At 60.2% G+C, this 18,423-nt stretch carries 15 protein-coding genes and 1 pseudogene; 12 read left to right on the top strand and 4 right to left on the bottom strand.

What is annotated here, in order from left to right:
• On the bottom strand, positions 1-1,071 hold a 1,071-nt coding region (locus DM995_RS16770), incomplete at its 3' end, for a S46 family peptidase (RefSeq protein ID WP_198669398.1).
• 445 nt (positions 1,072-1,516) lie between these two features.
• On the opposite strand from DM995_RS16770, the gene DM995_RS16765 reads away from it, so the two are divergent.
• From DM995_RS16765 to DM995_RS16735, 7 genes are all read left to right on the top strand, one after another.
• Positions 1,517-1,876, top strand: a complete 360-nt coding sequence (locus tag DM995_RS16765; protein WP_232824457.1) for an STAS domain-containing protein — start codon at positions 1,517-1,519, stop codon at positions 1,874-1,876.
• Positions 1,873-2,241, top strand: coding sequence for a response regulator (locus DM995_RS16760; protein ID WP_023839252.1), 369 nt, complete (start codon positions 1,873-1,875; stop codon positions 2,239-2,241). The genes DM995_RS16765 and DM995_RS16760 overlap by 4 nt, the downstream gene beginning before the upstream one ends.
• The gene (locus DM995_RS16755; RefSeq protein ID WP_116970156.1) at positions 2,238-4,274 is read left to right on the top strand and encodes a chemotaxis protein CheA; all 2,037 of its coding nucleotides are present in this window, start codon (positions 2,238-2,240) and stop codon (positions 4,272-4,274) included. Before DM995_RS16760 ends, DM995_RS16755 begins: the two co-directional genes overlap by 4 nt.
• Before the next feature lie 4 nt (positions 4,275-4,278).
• Positions 4,279-4,800, top strand: coding sequence for a chemotaxis protein CheW (locus tag DM995_RS16750; protein ID WP_116970155.1), 522 nt, complete (start codon positions 4,279-4,281; stop codon positions 4,798-4,800).
• A 15-nt stretch (positions 4,801-4,815) separates the two neighbouring features.
• Positions 4,816-6,750, top strand: a complete 1,935-nt coding sequence (locus DM995_RS16745) for a methyl-accepting chemotaxis protein (RefSeq protein ID WP_116970154.1) — start codon at positions 4,816-4,818, stop codon at positions 6,748-6,750.
• Positions 6,751-6,863: 113 nt separating this feature from the next.
• The gene (locus DM995_RS16740; protein ID WP_116970153.1) at positions 6,864-8,108 is read left to right on the top strand and encodes an MCP four helix bundle domain-containing protein; all 1,245 of its coding nucleotides are present in this window, start codon (positions 6,864-6,866) and stop codon (positions 8,106-8,108) included.
• A gap of 314 nt (positions 8,109-8,422) precedes the next feature.
• Positions 8,423-11,281: a PAS domain S-box protein gene (locus DM995_RS16735; RefSeq protein WP_116970152.1), complete on the top strand. Its 2,859-nt coding sequence runs from the start codon at positions 8,423-8,425 to the stop codon at positions 11,279-11,281.
• Between the two features lie 321 nt (positions 11,282-11,602).
• Here DM995_RS16735 and DM995_RS22495 read toward each other — a convergent pair whose 3' ends face one another.
• A complete protein-coding gene (locus DM995_RS22495) occupies positions 11,603-11,782 on the bottom strand; it encodes a hypothetical protein (protein WP_232824456.1) in 180 nt (59 codons plus the stop codon).
• A 126-nt stretch (positions 11,783-11,908) separates the two neighbouring features.
• On the opposite strand from DM995_RS22495, the pseudogene DM995_RS16730 reads away from it, so the two are divergent.
• The 5 genes and pseudogenes from DM995_RS16730 to DM995_RS21365 all read left to right on the top strand — a co-directional run.
• Positions 11,909-12,214: pseudogene (locus DM995_RS16730) on the top strand (transposase); the annotation flags it as partial.
• A gap of 268 nt (positions 12,215-12,482) precedes the next feature.
• The gene (locus DM995_RS16725; RefSeq protein WP_023836052.1) at positions 12,483-12,665 is read left to right on the top strand and encodes a hypothetical protein; all 183 of its coding nucleotides are present in this window, start codon (positions 12,483-12,485) and stop codon (positions 12,663-12,665) included.
• A 100-nt stretch (positions 12,666-12,765) separates the two neighbouring features.
• Positions 12,766-13,740 carry a hypothetical protein gene (locus DM995_RS16720; RefSeq protein WP_116970151.1) on the top strand — a complete coding sequence of 325 codons (975 nt, stop codon included), beginning with the start codon at positions 12,766-12,768 and terminating at the stop codon, positions 13,738-13,740.
• Positions 13,737-14,483 (top strand): 2OG-Fe(II) oxygenase, encoded by a 747-nt coding sequence (locus DM995_RS16715; RefSeq protein WP_116970150.1) that lies wholly within the window; start codon positions 13,737-13,739, stop codon positions 14,481-14,483. The genes DM995_RS16720 and DM995_RS16715 overlap by 4 nt, the downstream gene beginning before the upstream one ends.
• Before the next feature lie 160 nt (positions 14,484-14,643).
• Positions 14,644-14,826 carry a hypothetical protein gene (locus DM995_RS21365; RefSeq protein ID WP_157973250.1) on the top strand — a complete coding sequence of 61 codons (183 nt, stop codon included), beginning with the start codon at positions 14,644-14,646 and terminating at the stop codon, positions 14,824-14,826.
• Positions 14,827-14,895: 69 nt separating this feature from the next.
• On the opposite strand, the gene DM995_RS16710 is transcribed toward DM995_RS21365, so the two are convergent.
• Entirely contained in the window at positions 14,896-17,043 is a 2,148-nt protein-coding gene (locus tag DM995_RS16710; RefSeq protein WP_116970149.1) for a peptidase domain-containing ABC transporter, read from the bottom strand.
• Positions 17,040-18,284 carry an HlyD family secretion protein gene (locus DM995_RS16705; RefSeq protein WP_116970148.1) on the bottom strand — a complete coding sequence of 415 codons (1,245 nt, stop codon included), beginning with the start codon at positions 18,282-18,284 and terminating at the stop codon, positions 17,040-17,042. Before DM995_RS16705 ends, DM995_RS16710 begins: the two co-directional genes overlap by 4 nt.
• Positions 18,285-18,423 lie beyond the last annotated feature (139 nt).

Raw genomic sequence — 18,423 nt, 5'->3', positions numbered from 1 at the left:
AACCCAGGCGCGGAATTCCGCATCGGCCCTGTCCTTGCGGCCCATGAGGTCGATGGCATCCGCGCCGGCAATCTCGCCGAGCAGCTTCTTCTTGTAATTGTCCGACCCCTTGAGGATCGACGCATATTTGATCTCGGCGTCCTTGTTGCCCTTCACCGCCTTTTCGATCGCGGCGGAATAATCGGCGCGCAATTGCTGGTCGATGGCATAGACCTGCTCGAAATTGTGGCGCACCTCGGCAGCAGTCCAATGGCGCTGTGTCACGCCGGGAAAGCCGGCGACCATCACGAAATCGCCTTCGCGCAGCGGCTTGTCGGCGATCTTGAGCCAGGACTTGGGCTTGTAGGGCACGTTCTCCTTGGCATAGGGCACGGACGAGCCATCGGGCGCGACATAGGCGCGGTAGAAGCCGAAATCGCCGGTATGGCGCGGCCATTGCCAGTTGTCGGTCTCGCCGCCGAAATTGCCGATGCCGCCCGCCGGAGCATAGACCAGCCGCACGTCCTTGATCTCGAGCTGCTGCTGCAGGAAATAGGTCTGCCCACCGAAATAGGGACGGACGTCGCAGCGGCGATTGGCTTGCTTCTCGCATTCGGCGATCAGCGCCTTGCGGTTGGCCTCCAGCCGGTTGTAGCGATCAAGACCCGAAAGCTTGGTGGTGACGCCCTTGTTCATCGCCGCGGTCACGTCGCGCAGGTCCTCGATCACATAGATGCGCGATCCCGGCGCGGCGGGCAGTTCGTCGCCTTGGGTCTTGGCCAGAAAGCCATCGGTCAGATAGTCCTGCCCCGGCTTGGAATTATACTGGATCGAGCCATAGACGCAGTGATGGTTGGTGGCGACCAGCCCCTCGGGGCTGACGAACGAGGCGGAGCAGCCGCCCAGCGAAACAATGGCATTGAGCGGCGCGGCCTTGAGATTGCCAAGGTCCGCCGGCGACAGCTCCAGCCCGGCCGCTTTCAGCTTGTCGCCCAGCGCCGGCGTCTGTCCCGGCAGCCACATGCCCTCTTCGGCAAGCACGGGGGCGGATATCAGCAAGGCGGTCGAGGCAAGCAACAGGGGATAACGCATCAGAGAACTCCGCAAACGGGCGCCAGAGGCTGGCATGGGCGCTCAGATAGACCGCAGCCATAAGCGGAGCAAGCGTGCTCGTCCCGGCCTGAGTTTAGCAAGAATAACGGTTCCGCACCCCGGCTTCGCTGGAGTCGACCCGTGGCGACTCGCTGCCGGCCTTTTGGCAAGTCGAGTCGCAGTAATCGGTCAGTCGAGTCGAGCGCAATTTGGTCAATTTTGCCGCATACCGGATATTAACGAGCACACCCCGCAGTTGTCCGTGGTCCATGTACCTTTATCACATGCCCGTAACCTGGTCTTCAGCATGCGTTTTTACTGCCAATTAAAACGCTGATTTTATCTGTAAATTTCAAGGTTGGCCGAATTTGTGGCCCCTCTGACCCGTTCGCCTTCCCAGGCCCACCCGTCACAGGGATATGGTTGCTTCGGCGTTAACCAATATTTGACCAAGTTGGGGGTAGGGTTCGACAAGTTTCGGGGGGCCGATACCATGCAAAAGACTTTCAACATTGGCAGCTCTGCCAATATCCAGAATTCCGCTTCCTTAAGAGATGAGCTCCTGACGGCGCTGGACGAATGTGAAAAGGTCACAATCGACGCGTCGCAACTGCTGGATGTCGATCTCTCGTTCTTCCAGACAGTCTATTCGGCGCATCTTTATGCCGTGAAGTGCGGAAAAACCATCGAATTCACCGATGATGCAAGCGAGAAGCTGGCCGCCACCCTGGTGCGGGCCGGTCTCGCCGATCTGCTGCCCGGCGCTAACCTCAATTCCTGGCTCCATGGAGGACTTCCGCAGTGACTGCCTCGATCCTGACCGTTGACGATTCGTCCAGCCTTCGCATGGCTATCCGCATCGCGCTGAATGGCGCGGGCTATGATGTCAGCGAAGCCGTGGATGGCCTGGATGGCCTGAACAAGGCCAAGGCCGCGAAGTTCGACATGATCATCGCCGATCTCAACATGCCCAACATGAACGGGCTGGAGATGATCCGCGAGATCCGCAAGCTGCCGATCCAGCTCGGCACGCCGATCATCTTCCTCACCACCGAATCCGACGAGGCCATGAAGCAGGAAGCGCGCGCCGCCGGTGCCACCGGCTGGCTGGTCAAGCCGTTCGTGCCCGACCAGCTGCTGCGCATCGCCGCCAAGGTGCTCGGTCGATGAGCGGCCAGGATCCGATCGCCGCCTTCCGGGTAGAAGCCGGGGAGCTGCTGGGCGATATCGAGCAGGCGCTGCTCGACCTCTCGCACGATCTGACCAGCCGCGATCTGGTCGACAGCGTGTTCCGCGGCCTGCACACGCTCAAGGGTTCGGGCGCGATGTTCGGCTTCGATGCCCTGGCGGGCTTCACCCATCATTGCGAAACCGCATTCGACCGCGTCCGCAAGGGCCAGGTTCCGGCCACCGAAGAACTGGTCGCGGTGATCCTGTCCGCCATGGACCATATGCAGGCGCTGGTCGATGGCGACGGATCGGGTCTGGAAGCTATCGGCGACGAAATCCTTGGCCGCCTGCACCAGGCCATCGGCGCGGCAGATGCGTCTGTCGATGCCGCTCCCGCCACCGCCGCCTCAGCAGCGCACCCCGCTTCCGCGCCCGCTGCGCAAGGCTGGCGCATTGCCTTCCGCCTTCCGACCGACTGCATGACCACCGGCACCAACCCGCTGATGCTGCTGGACGAGCTCCGGTCGCTGGGCGATGCCAGGATCACCGCGCAGACCGACCAGATCCCTTCGCTCGACGAACTGGATGCCAGCCAATGCCATCTCGGCTGGCAGGTCGAGCTGCGCGGTGATGTCTCGCGCGCGGATATCGAGGATGTCTTCATCTTCGTGATGGACGACATGACGCTCGAGATCGAGCCGATGGAGTGCGCGGCGCCCGAAGCCGAGACGCCAGCAGCGGCCGAGATCGTGCCCGAAGGCGAGCCGGCAGCCCTCGCACCGGTGACCGCCGAGGCGAGCACCGGCGACACTCCCCGCAACGCCAAGGCCAATCCGGCCAAGGTGCAGGAAAGCGTCCGCGTCCCTGCCGAGCGGCTCGACGTGCTCATGGATCGCGTCGGCGAACTCGTCATCGTGCAGAGCCGCCTCGCCCAGCTTTCGCATCAGGGCGTGCGCGGACCTGCGGGAGAACTCGCGCTGCGCTCGGTCGCCGAGGATATCGAGCGGCTGGCGAGCGAATTGCGCGATACCATGATGGTGCTGCGCATGGTTCCGGTCGCCAGCCTATTCGGGCGCTTCCGCCGCCTGGTCCATGATCTGGCGCGCGAGACCGGCAAGACCATCGAACTTTCGACCCAGGGCGAGAGCACCGAGGTCGACAAGACCGTGATCGAGCGGCTCGCCGATCCGATGGTGCACCTCATCCGCAACGCCTGCGACCATGGGCTGGAGCTGCCCGAAGAGCGCGTGGCGGCGGGCAAGCCCGAGGCCGGGCATGTCACGCTCAGCGCGCATCAGGCGGGCGGCGAGGTGCTGATCACCATTCGCGACGACGGACGCGGCATCAACCGCGAGCGCGTCCGCGCCAAGGCCGAAGCCCAGGGGCTGATCGAAGCCGGCGCGCAGATCAGCGATTCCGAACTGCTGCAGATGATCTTCCACCCCGGCTTCTCGACCGCCGCGCAGGTCACCAACCTGTCCGGACGCGGCGTCGGCATGGACGTGGTCAAGCGCACGATCGAAAGCCTGCGCGGTACCATCGACATCACGTCCAATCCCGGCGAGGGATCGACCGTGGTGCTGCGCATCCCGCTGACCCTGGCGATCATCGAGGGCCTGCTCGTCCGCGTCGGCGAAGGACGCTATGTCATCCCGCTGGCGGTGGTCGAGGAATGCATCGAGCTCAGCCTCGAGGAGGACATGCGTTCGCGCGGCCGCAGCTTCATCACGCTGCGCGACCGGCTGGTGCCCTTCATCCGCCTGCGCGAGATGTTCGCCACCGGCACCCGGCCCGATCCGCATCAAAAGATCGTGGTCATCACCACCGGGGGCGAGCGCGTCGGGCTGGTGGTCGATCAGATCATCGGCAGCCACCAGACCGTCATCAAGTCGATGTCGCCGCTGCACCGCGATGTCGCGACCTTCGCTGGCGCGACCATATTGGGAGACGGCAGCGTCGCGCTGATCCTCGATGCGGTTCAGCTCGTCGCCTTCGGCCAGGAACAGGAGGAGCGGCTGCGCGCAGCCGGATAAGCCCATGCAGGATACACTCACCCCCATATCCGCCGCGAACTGGGATGCCGAGGGCCAGCTGGAAGTGCTGACCTTCGACCTGGCAAGCGAGACCTTCGCGGTCGAAGCGATGCTGGTCCGCGAAATCCTGGACCTGCTGCCCGAGACGATCGTGCCCGGCGCATCGCCGCTGGTGCGCAGCGTCGTCAACTTTCGCGGCAAGATCATCCCGATTGCCGATCTGCGCCTGGCCTTCGACATGCCCGCCGCCGAGAACACCATCGACAGCCGGATCATCGTGATCGAGATCGATATCGACGGCGAGCCGAGCCAGATCGGCATCCGCACCGACAAGGTGCACGAAGTCGCCACGCTCAACCGGACCGACGCGGAAAAGCCGCCGGTGGTCGGCATGCGCTGGCGCCGCGACTTCGTCCACGAACTGGTCCGCCAGCCCGGCGGTATCGTCGTGCTGCCCGATCTGTCCGCCATTTTCCATCACAAGTCGCCGGAGAGCGCTGCCGCCTATTCTGCCGCGGCGAACTAGAGAGAGGATCTACTTATGCGTCCGTATGTTTCCCTGAAGTCGAGCTCGCATTTCGACCATGCCGCCGAAGAGGTCCGACGCGTCGCGCGCGCCGTGGCAGCGGGGGAGAGCGGCGCACGAGCAGACGCGATGAACGCCACCGGCGGCGCGCGCGCGATGCTGCTGGCGGTCAACGAACTTCTCGAAGCGGCGCAACAGCCCGCCCAGGCCCTGCACGCGGGGGTCGACCATGTGCTGGCCGAACATGCGCGCGGCGATATCGATGTCGCGCTTCGCCCGGCAGACTATCCCGGCGAATATGCGGCGATCGCGCAGAAGGTGAACGAGCTGGTCGAAAGCCATATTGCCGTCAAGAAGAGCGCGATGGCGTGCATCCAGGAATTCGCCAGCGGCAATTTCGACGTGCCGTTCGAAAAGCTTCCGGGCAAGAAGGCCTTTATCAACGACACGATCGAGCAGTTGCGCGGCAATCTGCGCGGGCTGATCCGCGAGATGAACCTGATGTCGGCCGAGCATGATCGCGGCGATATCGACGTGTTCGTTCCCATCGAGAAGTTCGAGGGCGATTTCGCCAGGATGGCCGAGGGAATCAACGTGATGGTCGCCAACCACATCGCCGCCAAGAAGAAGGCGATGGCCTGCGTCCAGCAGTTCGGCCAGGGCAATTTCGACGCGCCGATGGAGCAGCTGCCTGGCAAGAAGGCCTTTATCAACGACACCATCGAACTGCTGCGCGCCAATTTCCAGGCAATCATCGGCGAGATTCAGCGCCTGATCGATGCCTCTGCTGCAGGCCGGCTGGAAGAGCGCGGCAATGCGGGCGATTTCCCGGGCGATTTCGGCCGGGTCGTGGGCTCGATCAATGGCATGCTCGATGCCATTCTGCTGCCGATTGCCGAGGGCAACCGCGTGCTCGATCTGGTGAGCACCGGGGTGCTGACCGAGCGCGTCGAGATCGAGTGCGAGGGCGACCACCGCCGGATGAAGGATTCGATCAACAACCTGATCGAGAGCCTGACCGGCTTTGCCTCGAACGTCACCGACGCCGCAGCGCAGGTGGCTGCCGGCAGCCAGGAACTCTCGTCGAGCTCCGAACAGGTCTCGCAGGGCGCGACCGAACAGGCCGCCGCCGCCGAACAGGCGTCCGCAGCGATGGAAGAGATGGCCGCCAACGTCAAACAGAATGCCGACAATGCCGCGCAGACCGAGAAGATCGCGCGCCAGTCCGCGCGGGATGCCAAGGTCAGCGGCGAAGCGGTGAACAAGGCCGTGGGCGCGATGCAGACGATCGCCGACAAGATCGGCATCGTCCAGGAAATCGCCCGTCAGACCGATCTGCTCGCGCTGAATGCTGCGGTCGAGGCGGCGCGCGCCGGCGAACATGGCCGCGGCTTCGCGGTCGTCGCTTCCGAGGTGCGCAAGCTCGCCGAGCGCAGCCAGGGCGCCGCGGCCGAAATCAGCCAGGTCTCGTCCGAGACGGTCAAGGCGGCGGCGGAAGCCGGCGAAATGCTCAACAAGCTGGTGCCGGACATCCGCCGTACCGCCGAACTGGTGTCCGAAATCAGCGCCGCGTGCCGCGAACAGGACATCGGCACCGAACAGATCAACGAGGCGATCCAGCAGCTCGACAAGGTGACGCAGCAGAATGCCAGCGCCTCCGAGCAGATCAGCAGCACCTCCGAGGAACTGGCCAGCCAGGCCGAGGAGATGCAGCAGACCGTATCGTTCTTCCAGCTTGAAGAGCGTCAGGCCCGTCGCGCCCGGCCAAGCGCGTCGAAGCCTGCCGCTCCCAAAACCACCAGGCCTGTGGCGAAGCCCGCCAAGCCTTCCGCACCCAAGCCGAAAGCCAATAGCGTGGCGCATCAGCAGGAGCGGGTGAAGGGCTTCGCGCTGGACCTGGAACGCGGCGTCGCAGACGATGACGATGCCGATTTCGGAGAGGCGGCCTGATCCGGCCTGCCCGCGGGCAGAATTAGACCCTTACGATTGCAACCCGTCAACCACGCACGGTGGGAAGCGATGACGCGCGCCCACCTGTTGCAACCAATGCGAGACCTGAAACCATGCGTGCAACCATCAAGGCGAAACTGGCGGGAGCATTCACGTTCCTGCTTTTGATCACAGCAACCCTCGGCATTTTCGGAATCACGAACATGTCGGACATCAACGAGAAATCGACGGAACTGTCGCAGAACTGGATGCCCAGCATCGATGCCATCCACCGGATCAACACCGCGACGGGTGATTTGCGGATCGCGCAATACACGCATGTCGTCTCCACCGACCCGGCGGTCATGCGCACGGCAGAAGGTCAGATCGACTCCATCCTGAACGATATTGCCACCCAGCGCGCCCGCTATGAGAAGCTGATCTCCTCTGACGAAGAGCGCCAGATGTACCAGGCGTTCGAGGGCAAGTTCGACAGGTACCTGAAGGAGGGCGACCGCTTCATCGCGCTGTCGCGCGCCAACCAGAATGTCGAGGCCGCCGCGACGCTGGCCGACAGCAGGACCCTGTATGACGATTTCTCGGGCGATCTGCTCAAGCTCGTCAAGCTGAATACCGAAGGCGGTGCGCAGGCCAGCGCCGAAGGCGACGTCGCCTATGCCGATGCGCGCAATCTGTTCGTCGTTCTGCTGGTCGTCGCGGTCATTGCTGGCATCGCTGCGGCTATCTGGATTTCGCTGACCATCTCGCGCGGCCTGATCAAGGACCTGGTCGATACCGTCAACCGCATGACCGCCAACCTGCGCCAGACCGCGGCGCTTGCCGAGACCATCGCGCAGGGCGACCTGACCGTGCAGCACACTGCGCTGTCCGATGAAGACAAGCTGGGCCATGCGCTGATCGCGATGGTCGAGCGGCTGCGCATCGTCGTCGCCGATACCGTCGCTGCGATCGGCAACGTCGCCGCCGGCAGCCAGGAACTCTCCTCGAGCTCCGAACAGGTCTCGCAGGGCGCGACCGAGCAGGCCGCTGCGGCCGTGTCCGAACAGCGCGCCGACGCGCAGCCGCGCGTGCTGCTGAGCTTTGCCGCGCGTGACGGCCGACTCTGCCGGGCGTGGCGTGACTCTGGCCGGGGCGGCATCGCCTGCCGCGATTCGGTGGGCTGGAAGATCGAACGGAAACTGCTGCTGGAGAGCACCGGCACAGCCGAATACCGCCAAGCTGGCAGCGACACCGATCTCCTCGCCGCCGCGCAGACCATGGCAGCGGGCGAAGCACTCGACGCGGACGCGGAACGCCGCGCGAAGACCGAGCGATGGATCCGACCGCGCGACCCAGCGCTCTGTTACGAGAGCAACTGAGACGCCGCCAACAGCACCGTGCTGGCCACGACGCTCACAGTCATAATGGGCTTGCGCATCTGGTCTCCGTCCCATTTTTTCGCCTTCCCATTCAGAAAAAGCACGAGGCCAGCCGTTTTATCCAACAGAAAGGCGCCGAATCTGGATGACGACATTCGAAACCCTGCTGATCGACCTGCTGCCGAAGACGCGGCGGTTTGCCTTTGGCCTGCTCGGAGTTTTTTTTGGCTCCGCGGAATGCACCTAAGGAACCGGCTGCACGCTTTCCGCGTTCCTGAGGGTTAGGGAAGAACATACCCTGATTGGGGGGGGGAATGCGGGTATCTGACGATCACAAAGTTGCCCTCGGTCCCACAGCCCTTGATATTTGTCGGGACTCTATCATCGCATTAGCCGAAGATGACAAAGTCATTTACTGCAACCTGCCAGCAACTAAACTTTTTGGCTATAGCAGAGCTGACATCGAGGGCACGCCTATCAGTAGCATTATTCCCGGCTTTTCTCGGGATCTCGAGGCAGCGACAGATAGTAGGCCTACACCCACATCAGTCTGTTTCATGTCGGAGGCCGTAACGGCGGTTGGCGAACATTTCGATGCAGAGCTTCACCTCTCGCAATCGGCTGAACATGGCAAGGCCGCGAGCATACGCTGGATAACCGTCGCGAACGCAACGATACGTAAACGCCGACATGAGCAACAGAAACTGCTTATTGACTGCGCGCGGCTGGTCGGACGCGAGTTTATAGACGAAACCGTCGCCGTTCTTGCAAACGCTCTTGACGCGCGTTGGGTCATGCTGTGCGAAATCGATCATGAACCAACCCGGATGGCTCATACGATCGCCTATTGGGCAGATGGGGAGTGCCGGGCAAACTTCAGCTATGAGCTCCAGGGGACGCCATGCGGCGATGTCATCGAAGACCGAGTGTGTGTCCATTCGAGTGGTATTCAGCGCTTGTTTCCTGATGACGCTGTCCTAGTGGAAATGGGTGCGGAAAGCTATATCGGCGCCCCATTGCACGCCAGCAATGGTCAGTTATTGGGCCTCTTGGCAGTGCTACATGACAAGCCCCTTCAGGAAACCAGTGAAGCAGCATTGACAGTAGAATTATTCGCTGGCCGAGCCGGGGCAGAGTTGGAAAGGCTAAAATTTGGATCGAGCGCCGAAAGGCTAGGTAGAATCGTCGAAGATGCTGCCAGCGAGGTGTTCGTCTTTGATGCTGAGACATTTAGATTTTTACTGGTTAACAAGGGTGCCAGAGATAACCTAGGCTATACGATGGACGAGCTTTCGGAGCTGACTCCTATCGACATCAAGCCCGAATTCACGATAGAGCGGTTTCTTGAGCTAGTTGAGCCTCTTCTCAGCGGCAGCCAGAATGTCATAAGCTTTGATACTGTCCATCGTCGCAAGGACGGTAGTGATTATAACGTCACCGTCAGACTGCAATTATTCAACGACCAAGAGCGGCCAGTATTTTTTGCTGCCATTGAGGATACGACAGAGCAAAGCCTGATTCTGCGGGAACTGCGCGACACGACGGAAAGACTGAACACCGTCTTGGCTAACACCACAATGGCAGTGTTTCTAATGAACGACCGTCAGGAATGCATTTACATGAACGAAGCTGCCGAGACTCTTACTGGCTACCGCTTTGCTGAGACTGAGGGTCGTAGGCTGCATGATGTAATCCATCACACCTATCCAGACGGGCGCCCATTTCCAATTGATGAATGCGCGATCGACAGGGCTCTAACCAGCGGAAACAATGAACAAGGAGAAGATATTTTCATTCATAAAAATGGCAGTTTCTATCCTGTTTCTTATTCAGCGAGCCCAATAAGGGATGCTTCTGGTGCACCAGTGGGCACCGTCATCGAAGCACGAAACATCACCGTGGAAATTGAAGCCAAGCGCGCCCGCGAGAATTTTAACGCTGAGCTTGAGGCTCGGATCGACCAAGCATTAGCCGAGCGCGATGCTGCTGAAGCTAAGCTACGGCATGCTCAGAAAATGGAAGCTATTGGTAAACTCACTGGCGGTGTTGCGCATGATTTCAACAATTTGCTGCAAGTGGTCGGGGGCAACCTTGAATTGTTAGCTCGCGACGTTTCAAATAATCCGCGTGCGGCCCAGCGAGTTGATATGGCGCTTTCTGCGACTGAGCGCGGTGCTCGATTGGCACACCAGCTACTGGCATTCGGCCGTAAACAGCCGCTCAACCCACGGCCATGTAATATCCCCGTTCTGATGACGAACATTGAGGACATGTTGCGGCGGCTTCTCGGCGAACATATTGAACTTCAATTCTCTAGCATGTCAGAAATATGGGAGTGCATGATTGACCACTCTCAGCTTGAGAACGCAGTGCTCAATCTCGCGATTAATGCGCGCGACGCAATGCCCGAAGGTGGGCGGCTGACAATCCAATTGGAGAATGTGGTCATTGAGGAGGGCAGTTGGTCAGACCTCGTTGCTGGCGAATATGCCGCAATAAAAATTAGCGATACAGGCTGTGGGATGACGTCCGATATAAGAGAGAGAGTTTTCGAACCGTTCTTCACTACCAAAGAAGTTGGTAAGGGATCCGGGTTGGGCTTGAGCATGGTTTACGGATTGATGAAACAGTCTGGCGGCCATGTCTCCATTGAAAGCGAAGAAGGCGTTGGAACCACGGTCACACTCTATTTACCCAGAACGATCGAGAGTTTAAGCCAAAAGTGCGATCCAACTGGTGAGGACGTGCCAAGTGGCAACGAGACCATCTTGGTAGTCGAGGACGACGACGAAGTGCGCATAACGGTGAGTAGCACCTTGCGGGAATTGGGGTATCACGTATTGCTGGCTAGGGACGCGGAAGCTGGTTTGGCGGTGCTGGAAAGTGGCACACGGATCGACCTGCTATTTACAGATGTTATCATGCCGGGGAAGGTCAGAAGCCATGACCTTGCGCGGCGCGCTGTTGAAATATTGCCTGAAATATCGGTTCTGTTTACGTCTGGTTATACCGAGAACGGCATAATCCATGATGGCCGTCTGGACGCCGGAGTTGATCTGCTCCGCAAACCTTACAACCGCGCAGTTCTGGCACAGCGAATCAGGCAAAGCCTCGCCGCGCGAAAACCGGTTAAGGCAAAATCGACTGAGAATGAGGTCGGCACACATAGCTAGCCAAACGTCAAACCCCTGTGACTTCTGCAGCAATTGTCAAACAACCTTGAATTACTTATTCAAAACAAGGGAAAGGGGCTGGTTGGCAAGGTCGTCCTAGTCATTACAGCCCCTTCAGGGTCGCATTTATACGGTCGATTAGTAGAACTTGCTCCTATGTTAACACCACGTCAATCGGGCTTTTTCATAGCACAACGTGAGCTTGTCAGCAATTGTCCGAGCTGGCAAGTCTGACGCTGCGGTATCGGACATCTCAGCAGTTAACCGAGGATCAAAGGGAGGCACCGCTTTTGGATGGCACGACACCCGCGTTAATACGGCTTAGCACAGAATAGTGTTCACCAAAATATTGGGAGAATGAGACATGTTAAAAATTGCAAAACTGGCGGCAATCAGCCTCTTCGTCTCAACAAGCGCTGCCTTTGCGGCGGCACCCGGTCCCATCGGACAGATGGTCGGCGCCGCTTGCTGTGCCATCGGTGCTTGCTGCGGCTTGGGCATGGACTGCTGCGGCTAAACAACCGAGTTTGGTCTGAGAGGCTGTTTGGAAAATCGCTCGAAGGGGTTGCGTCGGGGCTAAGTGTCTGGTTCAGACTGTGTACATGAACCCAGCAGGGCCGAGGGTGAATGGCCCGGATTGCCAAGAAGACGACGCTTTACCTCAGTAACCTGAGCCATGAGGAATGGGAGCGCTTTGCACCGTTGATGCCCAAGCCGGGACGCAGAGCCAGTTCGCGCGAGGTGGACTTTCGCGGAGTGATCGATTCGCTCCGCTGCCTAGTTCGATCGGGCTGTGGCGGGCGCATGCTGCCGATCCTTTTCAGGACGTGGCAGACGGTCTATGGTTGGTTTCGCGAACTGGCGCGCAGATTCCTGTTCCAGACGATCCATAACATCGAGTTGATGCTGAACCATGAGTGCCAGGGGCGCGACCCGCCATGATTGGTTGCGCGGGTGACACGCTGCTGGAGTGGGTGAAGAAGGCCGAGGTGAACAGCGGCAAGCCTACCGGCATTCCGGCCGCGGTGGCTGCCCCCAGCGCGAGCATATGCATGTGCCGACCTTCAATAACTTCATGCGTGGTTAATGTCTCGCCTTGGGACGTTAACGAATCGGCGATTTACATAGTTCAAAATCAACACATTATGGCTCCACGGTTACACCTATGGTGGGTAACTGGAGGTTCACTTAGGAGTCTGATATGCGCGATCTGCACGAATTCGAATGGGGCCATGTCAGCGGAGCGGGCAGCTCGCCCAAGCCGCCGAAGAAGAGCAAGTGCAAGGGTTCGAACAGCAAGGGTTCGAAGAGCAAGGGCTCCAAGAGCAAAGGTTCGAAGAGCAAGGGCTCCAAGAGCAAGGGCAAGAGCCACCGCTATTGCTGACGGCGGCGCGGCGCATTGAGCGAGACGCCAATGCGCCGCAGCATCGTTCAGAAATCTCCGATTTAGCAGTGTTTTAACGACAAGATGCTAGGCCCGTGCGATGGAAATGTCGCATCATAAGGCCGATCATAGCGGCTCCACCACGCCATTAGGCCAGCCCGGCGAACGTATTGTCAAGTTGCTCGGCCAACCGCATCTGGCAGATTATCTGCGCTTTTTTGCCAGCCGGGTCATCGATGGTGAGACAATTCCTCCTAAAGTGCTGGCTGCGGAATGGCGAAAAGCCAATGACCGCTATTACGCGCTGCTCACCGAGCAGGCAGGTGTCGCGGAGACCATCGAGGACCTGCCATTACCCGCCGAGCTTGAAGGACCAGCGGCCGAACTCATGGCGCAGGACCATTATCTGCAAGCCTATGACAGCGTTCTAACCGAGATCCGCTGGGTCGAATTGGCCAAGCTCGTGGTGTCGCAAGGCAGCGTCGGGCTCGACCATAGCGACGTTCTGCGTAACACATTGGGCGACGATCGCAACATCATCGAACTGTTCGACTTCTGTCTGCCGCGGACGCATCAGCCCGCACCGGTCAGTATGTTGCGGTTGCCAGCCGATCGATACATTTTCAGTTCGCAATCGACCGATCTCAGGTTCCATGAAATCCAGCGCATGACCGCTGCGCAAGCCCAGTCCATCGCCAGCTTCGGTCTTGTCACCACCGGACTGATGCTGCCGGTAGGCTATGGCGCCAACTTGCTGTCGGGCATCGGTAGCGACAAGCGGATCGTGCTCCAGAATGGCTATCACCGTGCCTACAGCCTGCTTGCCCATGGCATCACCCATGCGCCGATGGTGGTTGAGCGCGTTTCGTGCCTCGATGAGCTCAACCTGGTCGGCTCGGACGATGTGACCGACGACCCAGCGCATTATTTCCGGTCCCCTCGCCCGCCGTTGCTCAAGGACTTTCTCGACCCCGAGCTGACCCGGCAGGTTACCGTCTACCCGCTCGAAACGCGGGTAGAGATCGAGGTGAAGGTGAGGACATCGACCGGCCCTGCGCCGAGGCGTGTCGAATGATCCGGCAAACCCTTGTCGCGGATTCGGCTGATCTGTTCGCGCTGAACCCGGACCTCGATCGCAAAGCGCTGGCGGAATGCTATGCACGCACGGGCCGCGTGCGCATCTATGGCCTGCTCGCGCAAGGCGCTGTGGAACTGCACGATCATCTGCGCGAGCGCGACGACTGGATACAGGTCATCCATGCGCCGGACGCCCCGATCGAACTGACCCGTGACGAGCGCATTGCCATGGGCGCGAAACGCTATGCCAGGATTGAGGACGGCGTGAACCGCCGCGGGCGGGACGGGTTCCAATATCGCTACGAGGCCTTACGCGTGCCCGACCTTGACGAGCCGCTCGACATCCATGACCTGCTTTCGCCCCTCAGCCATTTCCTACACAGCCCGGAGATGCTGGAATTGATCGAGGACATCACTGCACGCGCGCCCCATCTCTTTATCAATGGCCAGGCGACCAGCTATGGCACAGGCGATTTCCTGACTGGCCATGACGACAATGCCGCTGGCGAAAACCGAATGGCTGCATTCGTGCTGGGATTGACGCAGCGGTGGCGGCTCGAATGGGGGGGCCTTCTGCTGTTTCATGGGCAACATGACCGAACGGCAGAAGCGCTTGTGCCGCGCTTCAATACGCTCGACCTGTTCCACGTGCCACAGCAGCACAGTGTTTCGTGGGTCAGCCCGTCTGCCGGATTCCCCCGTATCGCTGTGACAGGATGGTATAGCACCGCCCAAAGCTGAACCCTATCGACTGCGCATTTTATTGTTGGGTATGCACGTGTTCCAAGCTGATACGCGCCCAACTTACCACTTGGCGAAACCTGACTGGCGAGGCAGCATGCTGTTAGCCAGCGGGAAAATCTAACTCCGACTGTTGCCATGACCTCAGGAGGTATTTCAAATGCGCGATCTAGTTGACTTTGAAGTGGCCAATGTAAGCGGCGCAAGTGCATCGCCCTGTCCCCCGGCGGGCAAGGACAAGAAGCCAAAGGGCAATAACGGGTTCGGCAACGGCGGCGGAGATCCGGCACCCGGCAATTCGGGTAAGACCGGAGCTGACAAGGATGCGGACATCGTCCGGTAAGCGTTTTATGATAACCTAGAAATTACCGAAGTGCGCAAGGCCAACCGGCGCACCTCGGTGGTTTCTAGTTTACGAGTGCTGCTGGCCCACAGCCTTATTCGCATTAGCTGCGCGCACCGCGCCGCGCTCGACCATCATGCGGCCATCCACCATCCGCAGCACGATATCTGCGCGTTCGACCAGCGCGGGCCGGTGCGTGATCGCGACTCTGGTGATGGGCAGCCGCGCCAGCATGTCCGCAATGGCCGCCTCGTTCTCTTCATCAAGATTGGCCGTGCCTTCATCGAGGAAGATCGCATCGGGGTCTCGGTAAAGCGCTCGCGCGAGCAGAATGCGCTGACGTTGACCAGCCGACAGGGCATTGCCCATGTCGCCGATCAGGCTCTGATAGCCCATGGGCATTGCCATGATCGTATCGTGAATTCTGGCCATGCGCGCCGCGAACTCAATATCCTCCATTTTGCCCTTTTCATCGAAGAAGCAGATATTGTCGGCCAGCGTGCCGGACAGAAGATGGTCATCCTGCATCACTGCGGCGATGCGACCGCGCCATGTGCTGGTGTTCGTAGGGCCCAGGGGTTGACCGTCGATGAGGAGTCGGCCGGACTGAGGTTTCATGAGTCCCAGTAAAATCCGCATGAGCGTGGACTTTCCAGCCCCGGATTCGCCAATAATGGCAACGAAGCTCCCGGCCGGTATCGCAAAGGACAGATTGGTGAAGACAGGCTTCTGGTCGCTGTCATAGCCGAATGTGAGGTTGTCAGCGACAATGGCTGGTGCGGCGAGCAGCTGTTCGCGCGGCATACCATGCACGACGTCCTCACGGCGTTCCGAAACTATGTCAGACAGGCGCTCCAAATGAACCGAAAGCAGTCGCCAGCGCTCGGCATGATCAATCAGGGACGTCGCACTGTCCATGAAGCTGGCACGATAGGCCAGGAAGGCGAGCATGACGCCAATCGTCATCTCGTTGGCGATGACAGCCTGGGCAGCGATGGCAACAAGCACCAGGAACTGGCCGTTGGTGATGATGCCTTCGGCCAGTCTGCTCCATATCCGATAGGTTTCGGTGCGAAAGCTGGCGGTGATGACGTCCGCATAACGATTTCGCCAGCCAGCCTCGCGCACCGCCTCATTCACATGCAGCTTGATGGCCCGCATCGAGCGCATCGTTTCCATGGTGTAGGTATCTTCATGCGCATCGGCGATCAGTTCCTCTTCGGTGCGTCGACGAATGGCAGGATAGATCGCAGTGCGGAACACGATGTAGAGCAGGGTGGTCGCAACCGTTACGATCATCAGCGGCACACTGATGAGCGCCATCACGATGAGTGTGGTGATAGCCAGCATCGCATCGATCAGCGCGTTGACGATGCCCTGAGTCAGGATGGACTGGATTGGGCCGACCGAGCGCAACCGCGACATCAGATCGCCGACATGACGGCTTTCGAAATAGCGTGTCGGCAGGTGCAGCATGTGCCGCACGATGTTGCCCCCCAGCTGGAACGAGATCATCTGTCCCAGCGTCAGCACCACCCATGACCGCAGCGCCTTGATGAGGATGTTGATTGCGTAGACGAGCCCGAAGCCGGTCAGCAGCAACATGACGAGATTGCTGTCGCTCTGGCCGATGGCTTCATCAATGGTCAGCTGCATGAAAAAGGGTAAGGCGAGTGCTGTCATCTGCAATAGTAGCGACAGCAGCAGCAGCTGGGCAAAGGCACTGCGGAAGTTGACCAGACGCCCCCACAGGTCTGAAAGGCGCACGTTGACCCTGGCGTCGATCGGCTTGAAATCGGCAGTGGGGGTCAGCTCGAGCGCGACCCCGGTAAAGTGCCGCCCGACTTGCCCGATCGCGATCTCGCGCCGCCCGCTCGCAGGATCGAGGATGGTGATGGAGCGCGCCTCTACCCGCTCAAGCACAACGAAGTGGTTGAGGTCCCAATGCAGTATGGCGGGGGTCGCAAGCTTGTTCAGCTCGTCAAGTTCAAGCCTCAGGGGACGTGGTGCCAGATCGAGACGCGAGGCGATCTCGATCAGCTGGGCCAGCGTGGCACCTTTCATCGAAATCGGGAACTGCCGCCGAAGGCCGCCGATATTGATGCGATGGCCATGATGGGCAGCGACCATGGCAAGGCAGGCCAGCCCGCATTCGGCGGCCTCGGCCTGAAGCATCGGGCGCATGCCCTGCGTCCACGGCCATTCAATGCGGGTCATGATCGCATAGCCTTCAGCACGGGTTCCAGGAAAACCTCCCAAAGGCTGCGGTCCTCAAGGATCAGGTTGGCAGACAGGGTCATACCGTCGCGCAACTGCCCGGCCCGGAAGCGGCTTGCGGTCTCCCCGGCCTCGAACTTCACACGCACACGGAACATCGGTTCGCTGGCCGACCCGGTCTGGGTGAGGCCCACCGGCGGTGTCGGCACGGTGGAAACCCAGGTTACCGTCCCCGATCCCGTGCCGTATTTCTGGTAGGGAAACGCATCGAACATCAGCCGGACCTTCTGGCCTGGACGAACGAACCCGACAGCGCTCGATGGCGCATAGAGCTGAACTTCGAGCGTGCTGGCAGATGGGACGACAGCTGCCATGACCGTCGATGCATCGACCCGCTGGCCGGGGCGCACGGCAAGGTCGCCCACTGATCCGGCTATTGGCGCCGTCAATGTGAGCTTGTCCTGGCGCAGCAGACGTGCACGCTGTTCGGCAAGGGCCGCCATGCGTTCGGAAAGCTGTGAACCGGCCTGATCGGCCCCGATCGTGCGCGAAGCAATTTGCGACTCTATGGTCTTGAGCGCTTCGCGCTGCGAAACGATGCGTTCGGCGAGAGTTTCACGCTCCAGCTTGCGCGCCAGCAAAGCCGCCTGGCGATCTTCCAGCTCCGCTTTGGTCGCCGCACCCTGCTTGCTCAACCGCTGCGATCGCTGAAGTTGCGCCTCAGCCAGCCGGGCCTGTTCGGCAACGAGCTTTTCTTGGCGGACCAGGGATTCGAGCGATTGGGCGATGCCTTGTTGCTGCGTCCTGAGCGACTGCGTTTCAGTCGAGCCGAGCAGCCCGCTCAGGTCCTTCTGACGCCGCAGCTCATCATATTGGCGGTCGATCTGCAACAGCTGACTGGCAATGCCTTCGCCGCCGGGATCGCGCCCCTGCGTGAGCGAGACTGTCAACAGCGGCGTGCCCGCATCGACGGCCTGCCCTTCACGCACCAAAACCTTTTCCACCTTGGCCTCGGCGGGCGGCGTAACTCGCGAGACACCTTGCGAATACGCGATGACGCCGCGAACCTGAGCCCTACGTGCATAGCTACCGAACGTCAGAAGCAACGCCAAGGCGAGCACAACGGCGACGATCAGCGCGGTATAGACACGGGCAGATGGCGGCACAGCCGCGACGACCGTGCCGGTGAGCCGCTGACGGCCGGCGTCGATAACCTCCTGACGGAAGAGCGGACTGTTCATGTCGAGTCGGCCAGATGCATTCGCGCAGGGTTAGCCGCAATTCCTCAAAACGTGATTAATGCGCTGAAAACCCAGTCTTTCGGCTTTTGTAACCAATGGCTGGTATCCGGGGACCCGATGTCGGTCGCCGTTGCGCGCG

This window comes from Blastomonas sp. UPD001, assembly GCF_003426715.1.
Classification (GTDB): Bacteria; Pseudomonadota; Alphaproteobacteria; order Sphingomonadales; family Sphingomonadaceae; genus Blastomonas.
Note: the sequence above shows the minus strand (reverse complement) of the source record. Positions and strands in the feature narration are given on the sequence as shown.

Coding starts and splice junctions, on each gene's coding strand:
- DM995_RS16755 (WP_116970156.1), top strand. CDS start 2,238: ATGAGCGGCCAGGATCCGATCGCCGCCTTCCGGGTAGAAGCCGGGGAG.
- DM995_RS16750 (WP_116970155.1), top strand. CDS start 4,279: ATGCAGGATACACTCACCCCCATATCCGCCGCGAACTGGGATGCCGAG.
- DM995_RS16745 (WP_116970154.1), top strand. CDS start 4,816: ATGCGTCCGTATGTTTCCCTGAAGTCGAGCTCGCATTTCGACCATGCC.
- DM995_RS16740 (WP_116970153.1), top strand. CDS start 6,864: ATGCGTGCAACCATCAAGGCGAAACTGGCGGGAGCATTCACGTTCCTG.
- DM995_RS16735 (WP_116970152.1), top strand. CDS start 8,423: ATGCGGGTATCTGACGATCACAAAGTTGCCCTCGGTCCCACAGCCCTT.
- DM995_RS22495 (WP_232824456.1), bottom strand. CDS start 11,782: ATGCCCAAGCCGCAGCAAGCACCGATGGCACAGCAAGCGGCGCCGACC.
- DM995_RS16725 (WP_023836052.1), top strand. CDS start 12,483: ATGCGCGATCTGCACGAATTCGAATGGGGCCATGTCAGCGGAGCGGGC.
- DM995_RS16720 (WP_116970151.1), top strand. CDS start 12,766: ATGGAAATGTCGCATCATAAGGCCGATCATAGCGGCTCCACCACGCCA.
- DM995_RS16715 (WP_116970150.1), top strand. CDS start 13,737: ATGATCCGGCAAACCCTTGTCGCGGATTCGGCTGATCTGTTCGCGCTG.
- DM995_RS21365 (WP_157973250.1), top strand. CDS start 14,644: ATGCGCGATCTAGTTGACTTTGAAGTGGCCAATGTAAGCGGCGCAAGT.
- DM995_RS16710 (WP_116970149.1), bottom strand. CDS start 17,043: ATGACCCGCATTGAATGGCCGTGGACGCAGGGCATGCGCCCGATGCTT.
- DM995_RS16705 (WP_116970148.1), bottom strand. CDS start 18,284: ATGAACAGTCCGCTCTTCCGTCAGGAGGTTATCGACGCCGGCCGTCAG.